The sequence below is a fragment of the Ensifer sp. NM-2 genome (assembly GCF_003024455.1).
In the GTDB taxonomy this organism is placed as follows: domain Bacteria; phylum Pseudomonadota; class Alphaproteobacteria; order Rhizobiales; family Rhizobiaceae; genus Ensifer; species Ensifer canadensis.
Map to the genome: position 1 here is coordinate 581,219 of NZ_PVZR01000001.1, position 23,913 is coordinate 605,131.

A 23,913-nucleotide genomic window follows, 5' to 3' on the forward strand; every position below is an offset into this window, starting at 1 on the left:
TGCCCTTGTCGCGCTGTGTTTGATGCGCTGAGCTAAGCTGTAAGCAACGCGCCGGTTCTTGCGTAAAGCCGAACGAAAAACCCCGCCGGATGGGCGGGGTTCAGGAGGGTTATGATGTGCCGGCGGTTGAGCCCGCCTTCTGACTTTACTGTGCGAACGATCCTGTACGTACCGGCAGTGCCGGCACGTCGATGAGAGCAGGCTCCAATCCCTTCTTCGCGCGGTCGGCCATCGCCTCATAGGCCTGCTCGAGGTGGCGGCAGAAGCGTTCCGCATCAAAGAGCGGCATCTGCAGCCGGTTGTCGGCGAGCTTCTGCTTGTATTCGGCTACCTTGCCGCGGGTCTCGTAAAGGGCGATCGCCTGCCCGACATAGTCGTCGACATCGGCGGCAACGAGTTCCGGCACGCCGATTGCGCGCAGCAGGCTTTCGCTGACGCGCGAGGCGAAGTGCGTGCCCTTTGGCGTCAGCACCGGCAAGCCCATCCACAACTGCTCCGACGTCGTGGTGTGTCCGTTACAGGGGAAAGTGTCGAGGCCGAGGTCGGCGACTGGGATACGCGCCAAGTGTTGTTCGTACTCGACCTTCGCGCAGAAGATAATGCGTTTTGTGGCGATGCCGTAGCTCTGGAAACGCCGAAGAATATGAGCCTGGGCTTCCGGCTTGGGGCACATCAGCCAGAGAACGCTGTCAGGCGTCCTGCGCAGGATCCCAGCCCATGCCTTCATGGTTTCGACGGTGATCTTGCGGTTGGCGTTGAACGATGCGTAGACGAAAGCATCTTCCGGCAGGCCCGCTTGCGTGCGTGTCATCGCTGCCGGCCGTGGCCGGCCGGCAGGGTCGTTCGGCTGGTAGGTCTCGGGCAACCGGCAGAACCGCTCGTAGTAGTGGTCCTCGCTGCCATCGGGAAGGACGTGACGGTCGCCGATGATGTAGTCGAGATCGACGTTGACGGTGGTGCCGGGGAAACCGAGCCATGTCGCCTGCACAGGTGCGGTCTTGTGGTTGAGTATGGCAACGCGACTGTTCATCGTATGGCCCTTGAGATCGACGAGGATATCGATCTGCTCGTCGCGGATCGTCTGGGCGGCCTGCTCGTCGGAAAGGTTTTCGATGCGGACGATTTTGCCCCAGGTCTGACGCCCTTCGCCAGCAACGGCGAGGTGTTTCTCCGGCGTGTAGCAGAAGAGCGTCACGTCGAATTTCTCGCGATCATGCAAGGTCAGCACGGCTTGCAGGAGCTTCATCGTCGCGTGCGGTCCCCAGAAGTCGTTCGAAAGGTAACCCAGCCGTATCTTTTTGCCCCACACGTGCTGCATCTTGCGGCGTTCCTCGGGCAATGTTGGTGGGAACGGCTGATCAAGCGCAGCGGCCAGGCGGTTCAACTTTTCATCGCGGCACCAGTGCACATTGTAGAAAGGCGTTTCCGCGCGCAGAAATTTGCGGTTGGTCGCCTGGATCGCACGCTCCAGCGCCTGCGCATAGTTTTCGATTTCGTTGAAGTTGTTCACTTCCTGCATGAAAACGAGATAAGCCGACAGCAGGACCGGGTTCGATGGCGTCCGCCGGAACAGGTTGGTGACGATCTCGCGATCATCGTTGTTTCCGACATCCGACGTCAGCAGCTTTGCCGCCAGCACCTGGTGTTCCTGCCGCGCGCTCGCCGAGAGTGTCGATTTGAAAGGGCTGAGAATGTCGGCCTGGTCGCGCTTCAGGAACAAGGTCACGATGATGTAGGCAAGTTCGGGATCGGTCTTTGCCTGCTCGAGCAAGGGCCGGCCGAGGCTTAAGGCCTGATCATCATTGCCGCAGGCGAAATGCAGCTTCATGGCCTCGGCCAGGAAATGCTCCGAACGCAATCCGCCTTCTTCGCCGGCCAGCTGATAGGCTTGTGCAGCATCGCTCCGGAAGCCGAGCTTCAGCAGTACCTTTGCCAGAAGCGCATAGGTCTTGGCATCACGGGTAAGATCGAGCAGCTGATTGAGGGTATCGAGCGCCTCGGTGTACTGGCCTTTTTGATACTGCCGCGAAGCGGAAGAGAAGATGGTGTGGGCGTTCAAGGGAAGCTCCATGGGATAAGCGCAACCGTTGTCACCGCGCGAGCCTGTGCAACGTCAATGTTCCAGGGTGTTGTTTTGAAGCAGAAACCTTGCCCCAAGCGGGATTGCTGAGCGATTTGCGTATTGTTTGCCAATAAACGCGATGTCGATGAAGTCATTCGCGGGCGACGGGGTGGCGGCAAAGTAACGTGCCGTTAACCATAGGATTTTGCTTAGAAAATATCCTTCCGCCTTAATGAAATCGCAAGCTTTGGGAGGGATATTCACCTTCACATGACGGGTTTGGTTTCCTTCACTTGAGTGAGCGGAGCCGAGTGGCATGAAGCCGGTCCGTCATTGCCGGTAGACGTATTCAGTCCGGCATGTCCCCAACCGTGTAACCTTGTAAATTTGAGGGACAGTCTCATGACTTCTATTATGACCAACAACTCGGCAATGGCCGCACTCTCCACGCTGCGTTCGATCAATTCCTCGATGGAAACGACGCAGGACCGTATTTCGTCCGGCTACCGCGTTGGTAACGCTTCCGACAACGCCGCTTACTGGTCGATCGCAACGACCATGCGTTCGGACAACAAGGCCCTCGGCACAGTTCAGGACGCACTCGGCCTCGGCGCTGCCAAGACCGACGTTGCTTACACCGGCATGAAAGCCGCGATCTCGGTCGTCGACGAAATCAAGGCAAAGCTGGTTGCTGCCAGCGAGCCGGGTGTTGACAAGTCCAAGGTCCAGAAGGAAATCACGCAGCTGCAGGATCAGCTGAAGAGCGTGGTCAAGTCCGCTGGCTTCTCCGGCGAAAACTGGCTCTACACCGCTTCCGGCGCAACTGCTCCGGGCACGAAGTCGATCGTCGGTTCGTTCAACCGTGACGCTTCTGGCAACGTCAGCCTGACGACGCTCGACGTCGACACGACCAAGACCATGCTGATCGACGAAGCAGCAACAGCAAACGGCCTGCTCACAGACGCACTCAAGGACTCCACTGGCACGGCCATCGCCGGCGTCAGCGTTCTGACCCTCGACATCAGCACTGGGGTAACGGCAACGACACTGGCCAACTACCTCAGCGGTGTCGACACTGTCCTGAAGAGCATGACCGATGCCGCTTCGGACCTCGGCGCCGTCAACAAGCGCGTCGATCTCCAGAAGGACTTCGTCGACAACCTGATGGACTCGATCGAATCGGGCGTCGGCAAGCTGGTTGACGCCGACATGAACGAAGAGTCGACCCGCCTGAAGGCTCTGCAGACGCAGCAGCAGCTCGGCATCCAGGCTCTCTCGATCGCCAACAGCAGCTCGCAGAACATCCTGTCGTTGTTCCGCTAAGCGGTCCAGACACCGGCGACTTCGGTCCCGGACTGCAAAACGAAAAACCGCGTCTCCATCGAGGCGCGGTTTTTCTTTTGTCGGTATGTTTTTTTCGTCTGCGGCTTCAAGCTTCGTTAACCATCTTGGTGTTTTCTGTGGCTATCGAAACGGCGGGTTAACCAACAAGATTAACGCGTTAGCAGGCATGAAGCTGGCCGCCGGTTCCCGGTAATCCCGGAATGTCCCTTTCAATCCAGTTTTCCCAAGGGGCACTCAGCCAATGACGTCTATCATGACCAACAACGCGGCAATGGCCGCACTCTCCACGCTGCGTTCGATCAATTCCTCGATGGAAACGACGCAGGACCGTATTTCGTCCGGCTACCGCGTTGGTAACGCTTCCGACAACGCCGCTTACTGGTCGATCGCAACGACCATGCGTTCGGACAACAAGGCCCTCGGCACGGTTCAGGACGCACTCGGCCTCGGCGCAGCCAAGACCGACGTTGCTTACACCGGCATGAAAGCCGCGATCTCGGTCGTCGACGAAATCAAGGCAAAGCTGGTTGCTGCCAGCGAGCCGGGCGTTGACAAGTCCAAGGTCCAGAAGGAAATCACGCAGCTTCAGGAACAGCTTAAGAGCGTCGTCAAGTCCGCTTCGTTCTCCGGCGAAAACTGGCTCTACACCGCTTCCGGCGCAACTGCTCCGGGCACGAAGTCGATCGTCGGTTCGTTCAACCGTGACTCCAACGGCAATGTCAGCCTGACGACGCTCGACGTCGACACGACCAAGACCATGCTGATCGACGAAGCAGCAACAGCAAACGGCCTGCTCACAGACGCACTCAAGGACTCCACTGGCACGGCCATCGCCGGCGTCAGCGTTCTGACCCTCGACATCAGCACTGGCGTAACGGCAACGACACTGGCCAATTACCTCAGCGGCGTTGACACCGTCCTGAAGAGCATGACTGACTCTGCTGCAGACCTCGGTGCGGTCAACAAGCGCGTCGACCTCCAGAAGGACTTCGTCGACAACCTGATGGACTCGATCGAATCGGGCGTCGGCAAGCTGGTTGACGCCGACATGAACGAAGAGTCGACCCGCCTGAAGGCTCTGCAGACGCAGCAGCAGCTCGGCATCCAGGCCCTGACGATTGCCAACACCAACTCGCAGAACATCCTGTCGCTGTTCCGTTAATCAGCGCATAGGTATGACGGACGCATCTGCGCCCGTCATGATCATGACCTCCAGGAAGCCGCGCCGCCCGAAAGGACGGCGCGGTTTTTGCGTTACCGGGGCGTTGTCTTTTGCCGTTAACGCCTGCTTCATATTCCCTTATTTTTGTTCACCTTCGTTACTGACTTATGAATGGCGTTAACCGTTTGTTAACCAAACAATCGTTACACATTCGTTAAGAGCGAAGGGTCGCCCCCAGGGCAAAACAGGGGCGGTTCGCATGACGCTGGTCCCGTCGCTGCCGGTCAATCACTCCGGAATGTTCTCAGAAAATCTTTCGGGGCAAGTGACCAATGACCAGCATCATGACCAACACGGCCGCCATGGCCGCACTTCAGACGTTGCGTTCGATCAACACCAATATGGCCGAAGTGCAGGAGCGAATCTCGTCCGGCTACCGCGTGCAGACAGCAGCCGACAACGCCGCCTATTGGTCGATCGCGACCACCATGCGCTCGGACAACGCCGCACTCTCCACCGTTCAGGATGCGCTTGGTCTCGGTGCGGCGAAGGTCGACACTGCCTATGCGGCGATGAAGGCGTCGATCGACGTCGTCACCGAAATCAAGACCAAGCTCGTCGCCGCGCGCGAGCCCGGCGTCGACAAGCTCAAGATCAACAAGGAAATCACCGAGCTGAAGAACCAGCTCATGTCCGCCGCACAATCGGCGTCGTTCTCGAGCGAGAACTGGCTCTACAATACCAATACAGCCGCCGTCGGCACGAAGTCGGTCGTCGCTTCCTTCAACCGCGACGGAAACGGCAATGTTTCCATCACGACGCTCGATTTCGACACGGCGCAATCGATGCTGATCGACACGGGCAGCGCGGCGCGCGGCCTGCTGACCAGGGCCTATGATGCCGACCAGCTGCAGCAGACGCCGACCGGCACCGCCGCACCGTACTATCTGATCGTCGCCCCGCCGGCTGCGCCGCCGACCGGCACCGAAATCAAGCTGACTGCGACGACCGCGCCCACGGAAATGGACGCGATGATCCGCGTCGTCGACAAGATCCTCGGGCAGCTGACGGACGCCGGTTCGACACTCGGCGCGATCACCAAGCGTATCGACATGCAGGAAAGCTTTGTCGCCAACCTGATGGATACGATCGACAAGGGCGTCGGTCGTCTGGTCGATGCCGACATGAATGAGGAATCGACGCGCTTGAAGGCGCTGCAGACGCAGCAGCAGCTCGGCATTCAGGCGCTGTCGATCGCCAATACCAACTCCGAAAACATCCTGCGCCTCTTCCAGCAGTAAGGTTTTCCAGCCGGTGGCGCCTTGGTTCCGCCGGTTTGGGACCGCCCGTCCGTGCCCGCCGAGAAGGCGGATATCGAATCGAGTTGAGTTCTGCCACGTCGTCGGTCACGGCACCCGGTGGAAACGGTTGGACCGCGCTAATTGCCCTGGCGCGGTCCAACACATTCATTTTCGCACAAGTTTGACCGAATAGCGTTCCCTCGCAGTCCTGTCGGATGACTGCCGGCCAATATGAGATTTGCGCCGCCGCCTGCATCGGTCTGCCGCCGGAATGAAAATTCCCGTGCCCGGCCGCTGTAAGTCAAAGAATGCAGGGTTCGCCGCTATCGGTGACCGGACCCGAGGGAGACATTTCAGCAGTGTCAGGATCATGGGAATTCTGCGCCGTAGGGCGGCGCCTGTCGGGCAGACGGGGATCGCCTTCTATCGTGCTGCGCGCATCGAGGTTCCAGCCATGAGCGCGATGCTGTCCCGCTATCTCAAGGATTTCAGTGCGCCGAAAGTCGAATTGTCGATGATGCCGCAGAAATACTTCCCCGATCTGGATACAGACTACTCCGATGGCGACCGGCACACGTCGCGAGCGGCTGCGCCGCAGATCGATGTCGAAGCCGAACGGCGCGAGGCTTTCGAGCAGGGCCGCGCCGAAGCGTCGGCGGAGCTTGCCTTCGAACACGGCAATCAGATCGCCGATCTCCAGGCGGCCCACGCGGCCGAAATCGAGGCCCTGACCAGGCGCCTCGAGGACGAGGCCGCAAGTCGCATGGCCGGACGGTTTCAGGAGATGACCGAGCATCTGGCGGTTTCGCTGGGTGACCAGACCGCCCGGGTGCTTGCACCTGTCATGGAGGAGGCGCTCGCGCAGCGCGCCGTTGCCGATATGGCGCAGATGATCCGGCAGGGAATTATCGCTGGCGAAGGCTGTGCGATCACCATCAAGGGTCCGCTTCCCCTGTTCGAAGCATTGAAGAGCAGCCTCGGCGACGACATGCCGGTGTTCCGCCACGTTGAAACCAACGACATCGACCTCGCCATCGAAATGGATGAGACGATCCTCGTTACAAGAATGGCGGCTTGGGCCGACACTGTCCGGAAGGTCCTCGCATGAGCGACGAAAGCCATCACAACGGCAAGAACGAAATCATCATCGTCAAACGAGTGAGTGGCGGTCATGGCGAGCATCACGGCGGCGGCTGGAAGATTGCCTACGCCGACTTCATGACGGCGATGATGGCCTTCTTCCTCGTCATGTGGCTGATCAATGCCGCCAACGAGGAGACGAAGGCGGCCATCGCCTCCTATTTCAACCCGGTGCAGCTGACCGACCAGAAGCCCGCTGAGCGTGGCTTGAAGGATCCTGCCAAGGATGCGCAGGGCGAAGAGACACAGCAGCGATCGAAGGTCGACGGCGAGCAGGAAAAATCGGGCGGCTCGGCCAAGACCGGCGACCAGCTGACCGCAACCTCGGGCGAGGAAACGAAATACTCCGACGCCGATTTCTTCGAGAATCCCTATTCGGTGCTTTCGGAAATCGCGCAGGAAGTCGGCCAGCAGGCAAACATCAGCGTCAAGGGTGACGGCGGTGCGGCGCAGTCCGGGCCGTCGACCGGGGCGGAAGGCGGCGAGGCCTTTCGCGATCCATTCGACCCGGACTTCTGGACCAAACAGGTCGAAGTCAAGGATGCCGGCAACACCACCGAGAAGGACGTCGCCTTGGCGTCCAAGGCGGCGATGGCGAGCGGCGCAGCGCCATTGCAGAAGACCGCCGAAGAACAAAAGGCCGAAGGGAAGCCGGCCGACGCCGGTAAGACTGATGCCGAAGAGGCAGAACTTGCCAAACCGGATGCCGCAGCGCAGGCCGAGGAATTGAAGGCCGAGATCAAGAGGGAGCTCGGAGGCGATGCCGGCAAACTGGCAGAGGGCCTCGTCGTGACGCCGGCTGAAGGCGGTCTGCTGTTGACGATCAGCGAACAGACGGATTCCCAGATGTTTGCCGTCGGCTCGGCCGTGCCGCAGAAGGAACTTGTCATGGCCATGGAGAAGATCGGCCGGCTGCTGTCTGAGCGCCAGGGCGTTGTCGCCATCCGTGGCCACACCGATGGTCGTCCGTTCAAGGACGGCACCTATGACAACTGGCGCCTGTCGGCTGCGCGCGCCCAGAGCGCCTACTACATGCTCGTTCGCGGTGGTCTCAAGGAAGATCGCGTCAGCCAGATCAGCGGCTTTGCCGACCGGCGGCTACAGATCCCTGGCGATCCCTATGCGCCCGGCAACCGCCGTATCGAAATCCTGCTGCAGTCGGCTAAGGGTTAGAACCGATGCTGCGACGCTTGCGATCCGCCTTGATGATGTCGGCACTGGCCATCCCGCTTTCGGCGGGAATGGCGGATGCCAACGACCTCGAGGAGCTTGCACCCTTCAAGATGATCCGGTCGCTGCAATACGTGCAGGACTCGGTGGTGCTCGGCGATCATTCTGCCATCGAGATGCAGCGCTTCATGCTGGGTGCGATCGACAAGCGGCTCAGGGCTGCGGATGCGTCCGTGTTCCGCGATCCGCGCAATGTCGATGCGGCACTTGTCTACGCCATGAGCGGCGGTAATCCGGAAACACTCAACTATCTCGCCGACCATGATGTCGATGGCAATTTCGATTCGCGCGTTACTGACGCGCTTAGGCAATATCTCGGCGGCAAGGGTGGCCTGATCGTCGAGAGCCTGTCGAAGGCGGCGCCCGAGTACCGCAATTCCCGTGTTGGTCCCTACCTGTTCCTGATCCTCGGCAATGCCACATCTCAGCAGGACCCGGTCGGGGCGATGAAGTTCTACGACTGGGCGCGATTGACTGCTCCGGGAACGATTATCGAGGAGGCGGCGCTTCGTCGCTCGGTCTTCCTTGCTGTGCAGGCGAACATGCCTGACAAGGGATTTCGTTATGCCCTGAACTACGCCCGCCGATACCTGACGTCGCCCTATGCCAGCCAATTCGCCGACGTCTTCGTCGAGCTGGCCGTCGGGCATTTCGACGAGGCGGCGCACGAACGGATTTCCGAAATCCTGACTTTCATGGATGCGCCGCGCCAGCGCGAGGTCTATCTTCGCGTCGCACGACGTGCGGCTATCAGCGGAAAGCAATCCTTGGCAAAGCTTGCCTCGGAACGGGCCGAGCAGCTCGCAGCCGACGGTGCGTCCGAGCCGCGTGTGCTCGCCAATTTTTACGCCGGGCTGGCGTCGGTACCGTCGTCTGACGTCTTTGCCGCAACACAGAGCATCGCCGCGATCCCGGACGCTGAGCTTTCTCCGCGTGACCGAGCCCTGCGTGACGCGGCAAAGGCAGTTGCAGAGGCCGTTGTCAGACCACCGGACGATGAAAGCCTCACGCAAGCGTTCTCCGCTAGACCGGTTAGACCAGCCACGCCAGTCGAGCAGATCGAAGGTGCGGAAACGGGAAGCGGCATGAGCCCGTTCGGTAGCCCGGCGGCTGATGCCAGCGCCCCAGAAGCTGGCGAGACGACACAGGCCAGCGCTGAGACTGCCGACGCCTCCGATCCTGCTCACGACGGTTTCGTGGCCAAGGGGCGGTCCAAGTTGGAGGAGATCGATGCGCTGCTAAGGGGGGAAGGCAAATGAGAGCTCTCGACGAAAGCCTGCGCGCACCACCTCAGTCCCAGACGGGCAAGCCGGGCGCACGTGCGGGCGGCAAGGAGCAAGCCCCCGGCGCCTTCGAGGACGCCGTCGCAACCGCTGGGCGCCAGAAGGCGAACGGTCAGGGCGGACAAGGTTCGTCCGCCGGCAACGGCGAGGCGGCCGAAGGCGAAAACTCTGGAGCTGCGACCTTGATTGGCAATGGCGGCATTAAAGGCGGCGACGCCAAGATCTCGATCTCCAAGCAGGCGCACAATCGTGCACCTGGGGATCCGGAAGATCCGTTGCTCGACAATCACAATGCTCAGAACGAGCGGTTCTCGCTCGCGGAGCGTGGACGAGACGCCAAGCGTGTTGCTGCCAAGGCGGCGCGGGCGCGCGAACAGGCGAATGAGACGGTTGCCGCCGACGCCGACGAATTGGCCGCCGGCATAGCGGGTTTGTCGCGCGGCTTGGGTAGGGGCCAGGCAAACGGCGCGCAGGGTGCAGACGGCGAGCCAACTGATGCGGCCGCGGCTTCAGATGCCAAGACTTCCCCAAGCGCCAGCGTAGACGACCTGCTGACGCTGCTCGGCGGCAACGCCATGCCGTCGACGCGTGCTGATGCCCAAGGTGGCTCGGCCGGCGCCGCTGGCGTCCATGCCCTCGGTGAACGCGGCGCCAAGGGCGCTGGGCATGGCGAGATGATCGATGCCCATGGTGCGAGTGCCGAAGGTGCCGATGGCGAACAGGGCACCGACCGGTTGTTCCGCTTCGCCCGCGCCGATGGCAAGGGGCAGGCGATTTCGATGAGCATATCGAAGGACGGCGAACGGGCGACGGTTGACGCCGCGCGGTCAAATGCCAAGGCTGAGAACGTCACCGTGCTCGAAGCTCGCCGTTATCTCGGCATTTCGATGAACAGCAATTCCACCAATGTCGCCAACGCGATCGCCGGCGACGCGGGCTTTGCCCAGTCGTTGCAGCCGAGTGCTGCCCTCGGCCAGCCGGGTGCCTGGACGCAGGCCGGCAAGACCTTGAACACGCTCAAGATCCAGATGCATCCGATCGAGCTTGGCCTCGTCACCGCAACGTTGCGGTTGAAGGACGACGAGCTGCAGGTCGAGCTGAAGGTGGAGAACGGCGAAGCCTTCCGCCAGCTGCGCGACGACCAGAGCGAAATGGTCAAGGCGCTGCGAGCCCAGGGCTTCGCGGTCGATCAGATCAACGTCGTGTTCAATTCGGGCAGCGATACATCGACGGGCGGCGGCAGCTCGCAGCCGCAGGCCCAGGCGGGCCAGCAGGGCCGCGATCGCGCCGAGGACGGTAGCGGGCAGGGGCGGCAGCGACAGGATGGCGACAGCCAGGGTTCAGTGGCGGAAAGGCGGGTTGGCAATGGCGGTACGGATGATGCGGTTGCCGGCACTGAGCGTTCTCGCACTGGTCACGTCTACATGTAGCGCATTCGCCGGTGCCGACACTGGAATCTGCGAACGTGAAATCATCTCGGCAGCATCCAAATACGGCATTCCGGCCGGCATACTCTACTCCGTCGGATTGACGGAAACCGGCCGCAAGGGGTCGCTGCAACCCTACGCAATGAATATCGAAGGTAAGGCCTATTTCGGCACCAGCACGCAGGATGTTCTCGTTCGATTTGCCAACGCTCAGGCGCAGGGTGCCAAGCTCATCGATCTCGGTTGCATGCAGATAAATTACCACTTCCATGGCGATCAGTTCGCATCGCCGACGGAGATGCTTGACCCTCGCAAGAATGTCGAATATGCCGCGCGCTTCCTGTCCAACCTTCGAGCGAAGCATGAGAGCTGGACAATGGCCGTCGCACGGTATCATGCCGGCCCGAACAACGACCCGGCGCAGAAGAAATATGTCTGCCGGGTGATCGCGAATCTGGTCGCGACGGGCTACGGCAAGTGGACGCCGAATGCCACGCAGTTCTGTCAATAAGCAACCAATGATTGTTTGATTACGGGTCATTCTGCATTGTGGCGACAATGCGTGGAGAATGTGACGGCAAGTGGTTTTGTCGCAAGCCGTTAACTTTTCCACATTATTTTAGTGTGACCGTTAACGCTTAGCCACTAGATGTAGATCAAATCGGCGCGATATGGTTAATCAATTATTAATTCCACCCATTAACTTCCTCTAGTTGTTCATGAATCCCTCGATTCGTACCTCTCAATCAGTGCGGTGCCATACTGATTCGGAGGCGGACGAATGATCGTAGTGGTTGACGATAGAGAACTCGTGAAAGACGGCTACACGTCGCTTTTCGGGCGTGAAGGAATTCCCTCGACGGGCTTTGATCCCAAGGAGTTCGGCGAGTGGGTGAATGCGGCGGCAGATTCGGATATCGACGCGGTCGAAGCGTTTCTGATCGGCCAGGGTGACAGCACCTTTGCCTTGCCGCGCGCGATCCGCGACCGGTCGATGGCGCCCGTCATTGCGGTCAGCGATACGCCTTCGCTCGAAAACACCCTGGCGTTGTTCGACTGCGGCGTCGACGACGTCGTTCGCAAGCCGGTTCACCCCCGCGAGATCCTGGCACGCGTTGCGGCGATCCGTCGCCGCCTGAAAGCCATCAACAACTACACCGACATCGGCCCGATCCGCGTCTTTGCAGATGGCCGCGATCCGGAGATCAACGGCGACGTGTTCGCATTGCCACGCCGCGAGCGCCGCATTCTCGAATATCTGGTCTCCAACCGCGGGCGCCGAGTCTCCAAGTCTCAGATTTTCAACGCGATTTACGGAATCTTCGATGAAGACGTCGAGGAGAACGTCGTCGAAAGCCACATCAGCAAGCTGCGCAAGAAACTGCGCAAGAAGTTGGGCTTCGACCCGATCGATTCCAAGCGGTTCCTTGGCTACTGCATCGACTGGAACTAAGGCGCGGCTAGGCGGGTCAGGGCGTACCTAAGACAGGTTCACGCAAGGCCCGCTTCCTAGTGTCGCTGCAACGTGGAAATGAGGATCCGATATGAGTCTCTATGGCAGCATGAGAACGGGCGTCTCCGGTATGAACGCTCAGTCGAACCGTCTCGGCACTGTCGCCGAAAACATCGCGAATGCGAACACGACGGGCTACAAGCGCGCCTCGACAGAGTTCTCATCGATGATCCTGCCTTCGGGCGGCGGCAACTACAATTCCGGCGGCGTCGAGACCCAGGTGCGCTACAGCATTTCGCAGCAGGGCGGCACAAGCTACACGACGTCCTCGAGCGACCTCGCGATCAACGGCGGCGGCTTCTTCATCGTGCAGGGCAACGGCGGCGAGAATTTCCTGACCCGTGCCGGCTCCTTCGTTCCCGATAAGGACGGCAACCTCGTCAACACCGCCGGCTTCAAGCTGATGGGCTACGAATACAAGGCTGGCGCCGACCCGACGGTCGTGGTCAACGGCTTCGACGGCCTGACGGAAGTCAAGCTCAAGGACGAAGGCCTGGTGGCGTCGGGCTCGACCAAGGGCACGATGGAAGCGAACCTGCCGTCAGGTGCTGCCGTCGGCGACGAAAAGCCGACGTCGCTTGTCGTCTACGACAGCCAGGGTAACACCCGCATCCTCGACTTCGTCTACAAGAAAACCGGCGTGAACCAGTGGTCGCTTGAGATACGGGACCGTTCGACATACACGGCAGGCCCGCCGGCAACGGGCGTGATCGGCTCGCAGAGCATGACGTTTGACGCGGCCGGCAAGCGCATTTCGGCCACGCCCGCCACGCTGACGACGACGCCTATCAACAACCTGCCGGGCACAGGCGCCAATCTCGGCGCCCTGACGATCGACACGACAAAGACGTCGCAGCTCGGTGGCGATTTCACCAGCACCGGCGGCGGCATCGACGGCAGCAAGCCGAGCAAGATGTCGGGCTTCGAGATCGACAAGGAAGGCGTGGTCTACGTCAAGTACGGCGACGGTAACCTCATTCCGAAGTTCCGCATCGCGCTTGCCACCGTCCAGAGCCCGGACAGGCTCTTGCCGCAGTCTGGCAACGTCTACTCGCAGGGCACCGATTCCGGCGTCATCGTCACCGGTTTTGCCGGCTCCGGTGCGTTCGGCAACATCCAGTCCAAGGCGCTCGAGAACTCCAACGTCGATATCGCCAACGAGCTGACCTCGATGATCGAGGCGCAACGCAACTACACGGCAAACTCCAAGGTGTTCCAGACCGCATCGGACCTGCTTGAAGTTCTGGTCAACCTGAAACGGTAATTGAAAGAGATACGGTCCGCGTTATGTCGCTGTCCTCCGCAATATCCATCGCACAACAGGCTTTCAGCAACACGGCGCAGCAAACCGCGATCGTGTCGAAGAACATCGCGAACGCGGGCAACGCGGACTACTCGCGTCGGCTTGCTTTGCTCGGAAGCACGGCGAATGGCGCGCAGGTCGTATCCATCTACCGTGCCCAGAACGAGGCGCTGCTCAAACAGAGCATCGCCGGCATGGGCGAGGCCTCGGGCCAGGCAAGGCTGCGGGAAGGGCTGGAACTGATGAAGTCGGCGCTCGGTGGCAACAGCTACGAGACGGCGCCTTCCAAGCTGCTGGCCGATTTCCGCAACAGCCTTCAGACCTTTGCCGCGACCCCTGGCAACAAGACGATCGCCGCAACGGCGGTTTCTGATGCCGGGGACCTGGCGGATTCGCTCAACAAGGCCTCCAAGTCCGTCCAGGACATGCGCGAGAATGCCGACAAGGAAATCGCGCTGGAGGTCGACAAGCTGAATGGCCTGTTGGCGGAATTCGAAAAGGCCAACAACGCCGTCAAGGCGGCAACGGCGCAAGGGTCGGACCCGAACGACGCGCTCGATCAGCGCGACAAGATTTTGAAGCAGGTCTCCGAGATCGTCGGCATTTCGACGACGACGCGCGCCAACAACGACACTGTGATCTTCACCACCGACGGGACCGTGCTGTTCGAGACGATTCCGCGCTCGGTCACCTTCGCCTCGCAAAACGTTTACGACGCGACGACAGTCGGCAACAAGATCTATGTCGACGGCGTGCCGATTGCCGCGGGAACCGGCGCCGATACGACGGCGAAGGGCAAGCTAGCAGCACTCGTACAGCTGCGCGACGACGTCGGGCCGAGATTCCAGTCGCAGCTCGACGAAATCGCCCGCGGCCTGGTGACGATGTTCCAGGAAGGCGGCCAGCCCGGCCTGTTTACCTGGGGAACGGCGGGTATTCCGCCAGTCGGCATCGTGCCTGGCATGGCATCGAAGATCACGGTCAACGCGCTTGCCAAGGCAGACCCGCTGATGCTGCGCGACGGTGGTTTCGACGGTACGTCGAACAACCCCACCGGCAATGCAGGCTATACCGCCCTGCTGGACGGCTTCATCAACGCAATGGGTGAGAACATGGCGTTCGACCCAGCGTCCGGCCTCGACAGCAACAGCAACATTCTGAATTTCGCCACCAGCTCCGTCGGCTGGTTGGAGCAGTTCCGCAAGACGGCATCGACAGCCGACGACAACAAGTCGGCTCTGCTGTCGCGCACGGCGGAAGCGCTGAGCAAGCAGACTGGCGTCAGCATCGACGAAGAACTGTCGCTGCTGCTCGATCTCGAACAATCCTACAAAGCATCGGCCAAGCTGGTCAGCACCGTGGACGCCATGATGGCGGCCCTTATGGAAGCTGTGAGGTAATCATGAAGACATCCTTCGTTTCGAACCTGGCGATTCAGACCGCCATGCGCCTGACGATCCAGCAGACTCAGGCCGAGTTGCTGCGACGCACCCAGGAAAGCACGAGCGGCATTCACTACGACATCGGCCTAACGCTTGGGGCGTCGACGTCGCGATCGCTCAATCTGCAGCGCGAGCTGGACAGGATGGGCTCCCTGAAGGGCACCAACGCCGTGGTCACGCAGAGGCTTTCCGCCTCCCAGGGCGCGCTTGAGACGATGCAGAAGGCCGCCGAGAAGGTGCGCGACACGCTTGTGACCTACAAGGGCAACGACAGCGTCGACGCGATGAAGATCCTGAAGTCCGAAGTGAATGGCGCGCTTCAGATCTTCACATCGGCGGCGAACACCTCTTTCAACGGTGAGTTCCTGTTTTCGGGCATCAACTCAGACGTCAAGCCGCTCGCGGACTACAACTCCGTGCCTCCGTCTGCGGCCAAGGCCGCATTCGATACGGCGCTCAGCAGCTACATGTCGACAAACAGCCTGACCGACATGAGCCAGTTCACGCCGGCACAGATGCAGGACTTCATCACGACCAAGCTCGAACCGATGTTCATGGGCACGGATTGGGATGCCAACTGGTCTGATGCCTCGAGCCAGAACATGACGAGCCGGATCAGCGCCAGCGAGGTCATCGAGAGCTCGACCAACGCCAATACCAAGAGCTTCCGGATGTTCGCGCTTGCCAGCGTGATCTCGTCGGAACTGATGGACAAGAACGTCAATTCGCAGGTCCGCAACACGCTCAACAACGCCGCATTCGGCTACATGGAGCAGGCTATTGCCGGCCTGAACGGGGAACGCAGCTCGCTCGGTATCTCGGAGTCGCGCGTCAAGAAGGCGACGACTTCGATCGAGGCGCAGGAGAAGCTCATCAAGACCCACATCATCGACGTCAACGGCATCGATCAGGAAGAAAACGCAACGCGCGTGAATATGTTGAAGACCCAGCTCGATACATCCTACGCGCTGACGTCGAGACTGCAGCAGATGAGCTTGCTCAACTACCTCTGAGAAGAGGCGACCGGACAAACATGAAGGATGTCTGAATGTACCAATTTTCCTATGCCGAGATCATGGAGGATGGCGTTGCCGACTCCAAGAATCGAGAGCGGCAGGTACTCGATCGCTCGATTGCGCTCCTTGAAGCCGCAAGACAGCAGAACGGGTATTCGAGAGAAGCCATCGAGGCGATCTATTTCACCCGGCGCGTCTGGATCCGCTTCATCGAGGATCTTCGCGCTCCGGAAAACCAGCTCAACGAAGAGCTGCGCGCCAATCTGATTTCGATCGCCATCTGGATACTCAACGAGACGGAAAAGATCCGCAAACGCGAATCCTCCAACTTCCAGGGCATAATTGACATTACCACCATCATCAGGGATGGACTGAAATGAAGAGCACACTGCGTATCTCGCTGAAGTCGGGCGAAAGAATTTTTGTAAACGGCGCGGTGCTTCGCGTTGACCGCAAGGTCGCCGTCGAATTCCTGAATGACGTGACCTTCCTTCTGGAAAACCACGTGCTTCAGCCGGAAGACGCGACGACGCCGTTGAAGCAGCTCTACTTCATCGCCCAGATGATCCTGATCAACCCGGAAGGCGCCGAGCAATCGACCGCAATGTTCCGCAAGTCGGTCGTCATGCTGCTTAACTGCTTCAAGAACGAAGAGATCCTGGCCGAACTGAAGCGGGTCGACGGCCTGGTCACCAACGGCCGCGCCTTCGAAGCGCTGAAGGCGATCCGTGGGCTCTACGCCATCGAAGACCGCATCCTCAACACGCAGGAAATCACGCCGGCCACGGTCGAGCAGATTCGCAAGGAGATCGCACCATGGCGGTAAGCGGCGTCAGCAACAATGACTACACCCCGATCGTCTCGGGTGCCGACTCTGGCAACGACGCCAGCAAGGCGTCGCTGAACTACGAGAGCTTCCTCAAGCTGCTCGTGGCCCAGATGAAGAATCAGGACCCGACGCAGCCGATGGACGCCACGCAGCAGATCGCGCAGCTCGCGACCTTCTCGCAGGTCGAACAGACGATCAAGACCAACAAGAATCTCGAAAGCCTGCTGCAGCGCACGTCGCTCAGCGAGGCGGACGCGGTGATCGGCAAGACTGTCACCAATGCCGACGGCACAGTCACTGGCGTTGTCAAGGAAGTCAAACTATACTCTGACGGAATCATTGCAGTGCTGGATAACGGCAAGGAGCTCGTTATCGGCCCAGGCGTCAAGGTAAAGTGATACCCCTATGAATGAGGCGGATGCCCTCGATATCGTGCAGGCTGCGATCTGGACCGTGATCGTTGCCTCGGGGCCCGCCGTTCTCGCCGCGATGATCGTCGGCGTCGTCATCGCCTTCATTCAGGCGCTGACCCAGGTTCAGGAAATGACCCTGACCTTCGTACCGAAGATCCTTGCCGTGATGATCACGGTCGCTGTTTCCGCGCCTTTCATCGGCGCCCAGATCTCGATCTTCACCGACATCGTCTTCTCCCGAATCCAGTCCGGATTCTGAGCGCGCCTTACGGCATAATTTCATTCTTAAATCGGATCCGATTTAAGAATGAAATTATGCAGCAAGTTTAAAGCGATACAGCGTCCTTTGCGCGTCATATTTGACGCGCGGCGCTGTCGCGCTACCACCTTCGCGCAAGCTTGGGCCTCTATCTCCAGTCTTAAGATTGGGGCAGCGCGTGTGAATGCTGCCCGACCTCTCATGAAGAGACGGAAGAGACATGGCACAGCAAGCGGCGTTGATCATCCCGAAAGTAGCACCAAAGGGCCGGGACATCGGCTTTGCGCTCGGGATCGTCATGATCCTGGCAATTCTCTTCCTGCCGATCCCGCCGTTCCTGATCGACATGGGGCTGGCTTTCTCGATCGCCTTCTCGGTCCTGATCCTGATGGTGGCGCTGTGGATCCAGCGGCCGCTCGAATTCTCGTCCTTTCCGACGATCCTTTTGATTTCGACCATGGTTCGCCTGGCGTTGAATATCGCAACGACGCGCGTCATCCTTTCCCACGGTCACGAAGGCCACGGCGCCGCCGGCGGCGTCATTTCCGGTTTCGCCAGCCTCGTCATGTCCGGCGATTTCGTCATCGGTCTGATCGTCTTCCTGATCCTGATCACGGTGAACTTCATCGTCATCACCAAGGGTGCGACGCGTATCGCCGAAGTCGGCGCGCGCTTCACCCTCGATGCCATTCCCGGCAAGCAGATGGCGATCGACGCCGACCTTTCGGCCGGTCTGATCGACGAAAAGGAAGCGCAGCATCGTCGTCGCGAACTGGAGCAGGAAAGCTCGTTCTTCGGCGCAATGGACGGCGCGTCGAAGTTCGTGCGCGGCGATGCGATCGCCGGCCTGATCATCACCGCGATCAATATTTTTGGCGGCATCATCATCGGCTATCTGCGCCATGACATGCCGATCGGCGAAGCGGCCGACGTCTTCGTCAAGCTTTCCGTCGGTGACGGTCTGGTCTCACAGATCCCCGCGCTGATCGTCTCGCTCGCCGCCGGCCTCCTCGTGTCGCGTGGCGGAACCGCCGGCTCGACCGACCAGGCCGTTGTCGGGCAGCTCGGTGGTTATCCCCGCGCTTTGATGGTTGCCTCCGGTCTGATCATCCTGCTTGCGCTGGTTCCGGGACTGCCGTTTCTGCCGTTTGCGTTCCTTGGCGGCGGCATGGCGTTCCTGAGCTGGGTCATTCCGCGGCAGATCGAGGCGGAAAATGCGGCGCGCCGGATGGAGGAAGCCGCGACGGCCCAGCAGGCTAAGGACGGTGAGGCGGACTCGGTCAAATCGGTGCTGAAGACGGCGGAGATCGAATTGCTGCTCGGCAAGCAGGTGTCGACCCGACTGCTCGGCGCGCACCAGGAACTGGCCTTCCGCGTCGGCAAGATGCGCCGCAAGTTCGCCGGTCAATACGGTCTCGTCATTCCGGAGATCAAGGTTTCCGACGACATCAGCATCCCGGACAAGGCCTATCACGTGCGCATCCACGGCACGACGATCGCCTCCAACACGGTGCGTGTCGGTGAAGTTCTGGTGGTCACAGGCGGCGGCCGCCGTCCGAGCGTGCCGGGAGACGAGATCCGTGAGCCCGCCTTCGGCATGCCGGCGGTCTCGATCCTCGAGACATTCACCGAAGACCTGAAGCGCGAAGGCTTCCACCCGATCGACAACGTCTCGGTGGTGCTGACGCATCTGTCCGAAGTGATCCGCAACAACCTGCCGCATCTCTTGTCCTACAAGGATGTGAAGGTACTGATCGATCGGCTGGACCCGGAATACCGCAAGCTGGCCGACGAAATCTGCACTTCGCACATGTCCTATTCCGGCCTGCAGGCAGTCTTGAAGCTGCTCTTGGCGGAGCGGGTATCGATCCGCAACCTGCACCTGATCCTCGAAGCGGTGGCCGAACTCGCGCCGCATGTCCGCAAGACGGAGCAGATCGTCGAGCACGTGCGTGTGCGCATGTCGCAGCAGCTGTGCGGCGACCTTGCCGACAACGGCGTCCTGCGCGTCCTGCGCCTCGGCAACAAATGGGATATGGTGTTCCACCAGGCGCTGAAGCGCGACGCAAAGGGTGAAGTCGTCGAGTTCGACATCGATCCGCGCCATCTCGAAGAGTTCAGCGAGCAGGCGACGAAAGTTATCCGTGAACATCTCGATCGCGGCATGCCCTTCGTACTGGTAAGTTCGCCCGAATCCCGTTCTTATGTCCGCATGATCATCGAGCGTCTTTTTGCCACTTTGCCCGTGCTCTCGCATGTCGAGCTTGCCAAGGGCCTCGAGATCAAGATCATCGGCTCTATTTCATGATAACCGACCCCGAGGGCACGGTGCTCGCACTGTTTGCGGCATTCTGCCGGATCGGGGCGTGTATCATGATCATGCCGGGGTTCTCGACCGCGCGCATTCCCATGCAGATCCGGCTGTTCATCGCGGTCGCCATCTCCATGGCGATCCTACCCGTCATGTGGACCGATATCTATCCGCAGGTGACCGGCAAGGGACACACCTATATCTACCTGATCGCTGCCGAAACCGCCGTCGGCGCGGTCATCGGCCTGGTTGCCCGCTACTATGTGCTCGGCCTTCAGTTCGCTGGCACGACGATAACGATGCTGATGGGCTTCAGCCCGCCGCCGTCGTCGGACGTGATCGAAGACACGGCGGAAAACCAGCTCACCAGCATGATCAGTTTTGCCGGCTTGATGATCCTGTTCATGCTCGATTTCCACCACGTGATGTTCGAGGCGATCGCCCAGTCCTATCGGGTCATGCCGGTCGGCAGCGTCTTCGATCCGCAGGGCGTGCTCATCACCCTGACGGATTCGCTCGAGCAGACCTTCATGATCATGCTGAGGCTCGCGAGCCCCTTCCTGATCTATGGCCTTTTGTTCAACGTCGCCATCGGCATGGTCAACAAGCTGGCGCCGCAGATCCCGATCTACTTCATCTCGCAGCCCTATCTGATCATGGGCGGCATGTTCCTGCTCTATCTCGGTATCGCCGCCATGCTGCGCCTGTTCGGCGACGGCTTTGCGCCGGTCATGCAAGGGGGATAGCCACATGAAGACGCGGTCGCAGAAGCTCAAGCGCCTGGTCGCAGTCCAACGGCATCTCGAGCAGATGGCCGAGGCTGACTTTGTCGAGATGGTGCGGCAGCGCGAGGCCCTGGCCGAGACGATTGATGTCGTCGTCGATGCCATGGGCTCGGCCCATCCGATGCATCGCATGTTTTCCGGCCACTATTCCTCGCAGGTCGGGCGCCTCGTGCAGAAGGACCAGATGCTGTTCGGCATCCAGCAGACGCACGAAGCGCGCATGCTGAAGGAGCGGGCCAAGGCCGACCGGCTCGAGGAAAACATGAAGGATGCCCGGCAATCGGAAGACCGGGAAGAGGCCGACAATTCGATCTATGACCTGATCGATCAACACGTTGCCCGCCAAGCGCCAGCTTCCGGTAAGGTTGACGGGCGATAGTGCGACATCCGGAACGCTCCACCCCCGTGTGGTGGGACGTTCGGTCGAGATGTTGAACGCGCGATTGCGTCGGCCCGGTCGGGGTCGCTGCGATGCCGTTGTCGAGAGGATTTGTCATGGCTATCTCTCCGCCCAGCGATCTGGTGATGGACGTCGTGCGCGCGGCCGATCCGGCCGAGGTGCAGGAAGCGCAGGCCCGGCTGAAGGCCAATCGCGCCGCCTTCCAGGCGACGAGCCTCGCCGAAAACGGCAACGGTTTCGCCGCCGCCGTCAACGTCCTCAACTCTTCGGAGGGATCGAGCGGCCTCGGCGATATCAACAACCGGGTCGAGCAGAAGAAGGTTCCCGAGACCTATCGCAAGTTCGAAGCGATGATCCTGCAGAATTTCGTGAAATCCATGCTTCCGAACGACAGCGAGAATGTTTTCGGAAAGGGCACGTCCGGCGACATCTGGAAAAGCATGATGGCCGAGCAGATCGGCGATGTCATTTCCAAGAGCGGCGGCATCGGCATTGCCGACCAGTTGGCTGCCGGCGATGCGCGCGAACGTGTCAATGCCTCGCTCGATGGCAACAGCCGAAACCTGGCCGCAAGCCTCGTGCAGGAATACGAGCGCAAGACGCTCACTGGCTACACGACTGAAGACGATAAAAACAAACAAGCTTAATTGGGAGTTCATTTATGGAAGCTGTGGCATCCAACGACGTCCGGATCCAGAACGTGCTCGGCCGGCTGGAAATGATCATCGACAATGAGAACAGCCGTATCGGCGTCGATCCGGAGTTCGATATCAAGACGTCGAACGCGCACAAGAGCCGTTGCCTCTACGAACTGACGATGCTGCACCGCGATACGCTGCCGGGCGAGTTTTCGCCGGCCTTCGCGTCGCAGACCCGTCACCTGCGCGACAAGCTCGAGATCAACTCGCAAAAGGTCGAAGCCCACCTCGACGCAGTGCGATCCGTCGTCGATCTGCTGAAGACCGCCGCCCAGGATGCAGATGCCGACGGCATCTATTCCGAAGCGCAGTTCCGCTATAGCGATTTCTGAATGCTCAAGCTCGTTCTCACCGGGGTTTGGGTCTGCGCCGTCACGCTCGGATCCGTCTATTATTCGATGCAGAGCGCCTCGGCGCCCGTCGTCTCGGATGCGGAAGCAACGCGGCGTGCATCGGAGCAATATGTTCCGGGAGAAATGATCACGGTTCCCGTCATCAAGGACGGCGCCGTACAGGGCTATTTCCTGACCAAGCTTTCCTTCTCGGCGACGAAGGAAGGCATCAACAATCTGCGCGCGCCGCTTCGCCAGATGGTCACCGACGAACTCTACGACATGCTGGTCGGTTCGAGGTTCATCGATGTCGGCGACACAGGCACGTTCGACCTGCCGACCTTCAAGTCGACGGTCAAGGATGGGCTCAACAAGAAGCTTGGCGGCGAGGTGATCACCGAGGTCCTCGTCGAACAGCTCGAATATCTGACCAAGGACGACGTCAAGCGCGTGGCCAACGGCCAGAACGTCCCGCGTCAGAAGCCGGTCGCCATCGTCGACAAGAACGGCAACGTCGCCAACGACAAGTTGCCGGAAGGCAGCATCAACGCCAGCACCCACTGATCGCCACTCAGCGGCGCTCAGTTCTTTTCGGGGTTGCGGTATTGTTCGTTGACCAGGCCGAACTCCGCCATCAGCCGCCCGACAGCCACATAGAAGTGGTAGAGACCGGCGGCGGCAAGACCGGTTTTTCTCCATAGTTTGATGCCGCGCGGGATAGCGGCGCCAAGCAGCGCAAGCGATTTGCCGAAGGTCTTCACCCGTCCGCCAAAGCTCGGATCCCGGCGGTGCTCGAGCATCGTCGAAATTGCCCCGTTTCTGAGGCTTCGCGCACGGATCCATGATGCGTTGGTGCGCCGTGCCGGCACCGTTTCCGCCACCCAGGCCTCCTTGGTCCAGGCGAACGAAAACCCCTTCTCCTTGCTGCGGCTGTAGAAGTCGGCGTCGCCGCCACCGATGAAGTTGAAAGCCGGGTCCAGAAACGGGCGCGGCATGGCGTCGAGAACCCGGCGCGTCACCAGCACGTTACCCGAAGAAAACAGGATAGGCACAGGTCCTGTCGTCTCATAATGGGGCGTAAACACCGGGTGCCGCTTCCACTTCTGCCCGCTCATATCCTCGAAAACCGGCAGCTGTGGACCGCCGACCATGTCCGCCTGGGTCGCTTGCTGTGCCGTGACGAGGCAATCGAGCCATTCGGGTGAGGCGATCTCGTCGTCGTCGATGATGGCAATGGCGCGCAGGTTGGGATAGGTTTCGAGCGCCATCGCCCAGCCGGCGTTGTAGGCGTAGCAGTTTCCACGCTGGTGGGCGATGATGACGATGGAGTCGGACGGGTGCCCGAGGAAGAAGTCCTTCGCCGCCGCAGCACCTGCCAGACCTTCATCGTCGTTCTCGATGACGACCGTGGCAAAGGCAACGTCAGGCCGTTGGGAAACAATGGTTTTCAGCGTCTTGATGACATGTTCCGGGCGCCGAAAGGTCGGTAGCACCACGACGAGTTCGATGTCACCGGCGTCTTCCAACTCGGTCCGGAAATAGACGGAAATATCCTGGCCGATAGACGTCATCGTGAAACCTGTGCAAGCGGATTGCTGGCAAGCACTAAAGCAAATCTTCCTAAACAGATGCTGAACCGGCAAAACGACTTTTGAATGAATGC

At 60.2% G+C, this 23,913-nt stretch carries 25 protein-coding genes; 22 read left to right on the top strand and 3 right to left on the bottom strand.

Translation table 11 applies throughout. The features are described 5' to 3' along the window. Positions 1-145 precede the first annotated feature (145 nt). Together C6558_RS02900 and C6558_RS02905 are read right to left on the bottom strand one after the other, a co-directional pair. The gene (locus tag C6558_RS02900) at positions 146-2,071 is read right to left on the bottom strand and encodes a glycosyl transferase (RefSeq protein WP_051509153.1); all 1,926 of its coding nucleotides are present in this window, start codon (positions 2,069-2,071) and stop codon (positions 146-148) included. A 42-nt stretch (positions 2,072-2,113) separates the two neighbouring features. Continuing rightward, positions 2,114-2,380, bottom strand: a complete 267-nt coding sequence (locus C6558_RS02905) for a hypothetical protein (RefSeq protein ID WP_128090457.1) — start codon at positions 2,378-2,380, stop codon at positions 2,114-2,116. Between the two features lie 84 nt (positions 2,381-2,464). Here C6558_RS02905 and C6558_RS02910 point away from each other — a divergent pair, with 84 nt between their 5' ends. The 22 genes from C6558_RS02910 (at position 2,465) to C6558_RS03015 (ending at position 22,814) form a co-directional block, all read left to right on the top strand. Next, positions 2,465-3,385, top strand: a complete 921-nt coding sequence (locus C6558_RS02910; protein ID WP_107026826.1) for a flagellin — start codon at positions 2,465-2,467, stop codon at positions 3,383-3,385. 262 nt (positions 3,386-3,647) lie between these two features. Beyond that, on the top strand, positions 3,648-4,568 hold the full coding sequence (locus C6558_RS02915; RefSeq protein ID WP_107026827.1) for a flagellin: 921 nt from the start codon (positions 3,648-3,650) through the stop codon (positions 4,566-4,568). 332 nt (positions 4,569-4,900) lie between these two features. After that, positions 4,901-5,869 (top strand): flagellin, encoded by a 969-nt coding sequence (locus tag C6558_RS02920; RefSeq protein ID WP_025425932.1) that lies wholly within the window; start codon positions 4,901-4,903, stop codon positions 5,867-5,869. Positions 5,870-6,323: 454 nt separating this feature from the next. Beyond that, positions 6,324-6,977, top strand: coding sequence for a hypothetical protein (locus C6558_RS02925; RefSeq protein WP_025425933.1), 654 nt, complete (start codon positions 6,324-6,326; stop codon positions 6,975-6,977). Then, positions 6,974-8,182 (top strand): MotB family protein, encoded by a 1,209-nt coding sequence (locus tag C6558_RS02930; RefSeq protein ID WP_025425934.1) that lies wholly within the window; start codon positions 6,974-6,976, stop codon positions 8,180-8,182. The genes C6558_RS02925 and C6558_RS02930 overlap by 4 nt, the downstream gene beginning before the upstream one ends. Positions 8,183-8,187: 5 nt before the next feature. Beyond that, positions 8,188-9,498 carry a chemotaxis protein MotC gene (gene motC / locus C6558_RS02935; RefSeq protein ID WP_025425935.1) on the top strand — a complete coding sequence of 437 codons (1,311 nt, stop codon included), beginning with the start codon at positions 8,188-8,190 and terminating at the stop codon, positions 9,496-9,498. Next, positions 9,495-10,952 (top strand): flagellar hook-length control protein FliK, encoded by a 1,458-nt coding sequence (locus tag C6558_RS02940; protein WP_025425936.1) that lies wholly within the window; start codon positions 9,495-9,497, stop codon positions 10,950-10,952. The genes motC and C6558_RS02940 overlap by 4 nt, the downstream gene beginning before the upstream one ends. Beyond that, entirely contained in the window at positions 10,903-11,460 is a 558-nt protein-coding gene (locus tag C6558_RS02945; RefSeq protein ID WP_025425937.1) for a transglycosylase SLT domain-containing protein, read from the top strand. The genes C6558_RS02940 and C6558_RS02945 overlap by 50 nt, the downstream gene beginning before the upstream one ends. Before the next feature lie 270 nt (positions 11,461-11,730). Further along, on the top strand, positions 11,731-12,402 hold the full coding sequence (gene rem / locus C6558_RS02950) for a transcriptional activator Rem (protein WP_025425938.1): 672 nt from the start codon (positions 11,731-11,733) through the stop codon (positions 12,400-12,402). 91 nt (positions 12,403-12,493) lie between these two features. Beyond that, entirely contained in the window at positions 12,494-13,726 is a 1,233-nt protein-coding gene (locus tag C6558_RS02955; protein WP_025425939.1) for a flagellar hook protein FlgE, read from the top strand. Positions 13,727-13,749: 23 nt separating this feature from the next. Beyond that, positions 13,750-15,165 carry a flagellar hook-associated protein FlgK gene (flgK, locus tag C6558_RS02960; protein ID WP_057212492.1) on the top strand — a complete coding sequence of 472 codons (1,416 nt, stop codon included), beginning with the start codon at positions 13,750-13,752 and terminating at the stop codon, positions 15,163-15,165. 2 nt (positions 15,166-15,167) lie between these two features. Continuing rightward, the gene (locus tag C6558_RS02965) at positions 15,168-16,220 is read left to right on the top strand and encodes a flagellar hook-associated family protein (RefSeq protein WP_025425941.1); all 1,053 of its coding nucleotides are present in this window, start codon (positions 15,168-15,170) and stop codon (positions 16,218-16,220) included. Between the two features lie 35 nt (positions 16,221-16,255). After that, a complete protein-coding gene (gene flaF / locus C6558_RS02970; protein WP_025425942.1) occupies positions 16,256-16,603 on the top strand; it encodes a flagellar biosynthesis regulator FlaF in 348 nt (115 codons plus the stop codon). Beyond that, entirely contained in the window at positions 16,600-17,049 is a 450-nt protein-coding gene (gene flbT, locus C6558_RS02975) for a flagellar biosynthesis repressor FlbT (RefSeq protein WP_025425943.1), read from the top strand. The genes flaF and flbT overlap by 4 nt, the downstream gene beginning before the upstream one ends. Beyond that, complete coding sequence (flgD, locus tag C6558_RS02980) at positions 17,040-17,450, top strand: flagellar hook assembly protein FlgD (protein ID WP_025425944.1); 411 nt, start codon at positions 17,040-17,042, stop codon at positions 17,448-17,450. The genes flbT and flgD overlap by 10 nt, the downstream gene beginning before the upstream one ends. 7 nt (positions 17,451-17,457) lie before the next feature. Further along, the gene (fliQ, locus tag C6558_RS02985; protein WP_025425945.1) at positions 17,458-17,724 is read left to right on the top strand and encodes a flagellar biosynthesis protein FliQ; all 267 of its coding nucleotides are present in this window, start codon (positions 17,458-17,460) and stop codon (positions 17,722-17,724) included. Positions 17,725-17,944: 220 nt separating this feature from the next. Further along, on the top strand, positions 17,945-20,032 hold the full coding sequence (gene flhA / locus C6558_RS02990; protein ID WP_025425946.1) for a flagellar biosynthesis protein FlhA: 2,088 nt from the start codon (positions 17,945-17,947) through the stop codon (positions 20,030-20,032). Next, the gene (gene fliR, locus C6558_RS02995) at positions 20,029-20,781 is read left to right on the top strand and encodes a flagellar biosynthetic protein FliR (RefSeq protein WP_025425947.1); all 753 of its coding nucleotides are present in this window, start codon (positions 20,029-20,031) and stop codon (positions 20,779-20,781) included. The genes flhA and fliR overlap by 4 nt, the downstream gene beginning before the upstream one ends. Positions 20,782-20,785: 4 nt before the next feature. Next, positions 20,786-21,199, top strand: a complete 414-nt coding sequence (locus C6558_RS03000) for a hypothetical protein (protein ID WP_025425948.1) — start codon at positions 20,786-20,788, stop codon at positions 21,197-21,199. Positions 21,200-21,315: 116 nt separating this feature from the next. After that, positions 21,316-21,867, top strand: a complete 552-nt coding sequence (locus C6558_RS03005; protein ID WP_025425949.1) for a rod-binding protein — start codon at positions 21,316-21,318, stop codon at positions 21,865-21,867. A gap of 14 nt (positions 21,868-21,881) precedes the next feature. After that, on the top strand, positions 21,882-22,250 hold the full coding sequence (locus tag C6558_RS03010; RefSeq protein WP_025425950.1) for a hypothetical protein: 369 nt from the start codon (positions 21,882-21,884) through the stop codon (positions 22,248-22,250). Beyond that, entirely contained in the window at positions 22,251-22,814 is a 564-nt protein-coding gene (locus tag C6558_RS03015; RefSeq protein ID WP_025425951.1) for a hypothetical protein, read from the top strand. A gap of 17 nt (positions 22,815-22,831) precedes the next feature. On the opposite strand, the gene C6558_RS03020 is transcribed toward C6558_RS03015, so the two are convergent. Further along, positions 22,832-23,821: a glycosyltransferase family 2 protein gene (locus tag C6558_RS03020; RefSeq protein ID WP_025425952.1), complete on the bottom strand. Its 990-nt coding sequence runs from the start codon at positions 23,819-23,821 to the stop codon at positions 22,832-22,834. Positions 23,822-23,913: the final 92 nt, after the last annotated feature.

What these genes read in the sequence shown, in the direction of transcription:
- C6558_RS02900 (WP_051509153.1), bottom strand. Translation starts at nt 2,071, where the DNA reads ATGGAGCTTCCCTTGAACGCCCACACCATCTTCTCTTCCGCTTCGCGG.
- C6558_RS02905 (WP_128090457.1), bottom strand. Translation starts at nt 2,380, where the DNA reads ATGCCACTCGGCTCCGCTCACTCAAGTGAAGGAAACCAAACCCGTCAT.
- C6558_RS02910 (WP_107026826.1), top strand. Translation starts at nt 2,465, where the DNA reads ATGACTTCTATTATGACCAACAACTCGGCAATGGCCGCACTCTCCACG.
- C6558_RS02915 (WP_107026827.1), top strand. Translation starts at nt 3,648, where the DNA reads ATGACGTCTATCATGACCAACAACGCGGCAATGGCCGCACTCTCCACG.
- C6558_RS02920 (WP_025425932.1), top strand. Translation starts at nt 4,901, where the DNA reads ATGACCAGCATCATGACCAACACGGCCGCCATGGCCGCACTTCAGACG.
- C6558_RS02925 (WP_025425933.1), top strand. Translation starts at nt 6,324, where the DNA reads ATGAGCGCGATGCTGTCCCGCTATCTCAAGGATTTCAGTGCGCCGAAA.
- C6558_RS02930 (WP_025425934.1), top strand. Translation starts at nt 6,974, where the DNA reads ATGAGCGACGAAAGCCATCACAACGGCAAGAACGAAATCATCATCGTC.
- motC (WP_025425935.1), top strand. Translation starts at nt 8,188, where the DNA reads ATGCTGCGACGCTTGCGATCCGCCTTGATGATGTCGGCACTGGCCATC.
- C6558_RS02940 (WP_025425936.1), top strand. Translation starts at nt 9,495, where the DNA reads ATGAGAGCTCTCGACGAAAGCCTGCGCGCACCACCTCAGTCCCAGACG.
- C6558_RS02945 (WP_025425937.1), top strand. Translation starts at nt 10,903, where the DNA reads ATGCGGTTGCCGGCACTGAGCGTTCTCGCACTGGTCACGTCTACATGT.
- rem (WP_025425938.1), top strand. Translation starts at nt 11,731, where the DNA reads ATGATCGTAGTGGTTGACGATAGAGAACTCGTGAAAGACGGCTACACG.
- C6558_RS02955 (WP_025425939.1), top strand. Translation starts at nt 12,494, where the DNA reads ATGAGTCTCTATGGCAGCATGAGAACGGGCGTCTCCGGTATGAACGCT.
- flgK (WP_057212492.1), top strand. Translation starts at nt 13,750, where the DNA reads ATGTCGCTGTCCTCCGCAATATCCATCGCACAACAGGCTTTCAGCAAC.
- C6558_RS02965 (WP_025425941.1), top strand. Translation starts at nt 15,168, where the DNA reads ATGAAGACATCCTTCGTTTCGAACCTGGCGATTCAGACCGCCATGCGC.
- flaF (WP_025425942.1), top strand. Translation starts at nt 16,256, where the DNA reads ATGTACCAATTTTCCTATGCCGAGATCATGGAGGATGGCGTTGCCGAC.
- flbT (WP_025425943.1), top strand. Translation starts at nt 16,600, where the DNA reads ATGAAGAGCACACTGCGTATCTCGCTGAAGTCGGGCGAAAGAATTTTT.
- flgD (WP_025425944.1), top strand. Translation starts at nt 17,040, where the DNA reads ATGGCGGTAAGCGGCGTCAGCAACAATGACTACACCCCGATCGTCTCG.
- fliQ (WP_025425945.1), top strand. Translation starts at nt 17,458, where the DNA reads ATGAATGAGGCGGATGCCCTCGATATCGTGCAGGCTGCGATCTGGACC.
- flhA (WP_025425946.1), top strand. Translation starts at nt 17,945, where the DNA reads ATGGCACAGCAAGCGGCGTTGATCATCCCGAAAGTAGCACCAAAGGGC.
- fliR (WP_025425947.1), top strand. Translation starts at nt 20,029, where the DNA reads ATGATAACCGACCCCGAGGGCACGGTGCTCGCACTGTTTGCGGCATTC.
- C6558_RS03000 (WP_025425948.1), top strand. Translation starts at nt 20,786, where the DNA reads ATGAAGACGCGGTCGCAGAAGCTCAAGCGCCTGGTCGCAGTCCAACGG.
- C6558_RS03005 (WP_025425949.1), top strand. Translation starts at nt 21,316, where the DNA reads ATGGCTATCTCTCCGCCCAGCGATCTGGTGATGGACGTCGTGCGCGCG.
- C6558_RS03010 (WP_025425950.1), top strand. Translation starts at nt 21,882, where the DNA reads ATGGAAGCTGTGGCATCCAACGACGTCCGGATCCAGAACGTGCTCGGC.
- C6558_RS03015 (WP_025425951.1), top strand. Translation starts at nt 22,251, where the DNA reads ATGCTCAAGCTCGTTCTCACCGGGGTTTGGGTCTGCGCCGTCACGCTC.
- C6558_RS03020 (WP_025425952.1), bottom strand. Translation starts at nt 23,821, where the DNA reads ATGACGTCTATCGGCCAGGATATTTCCGTCTATTTCCGGACCGAGTTG.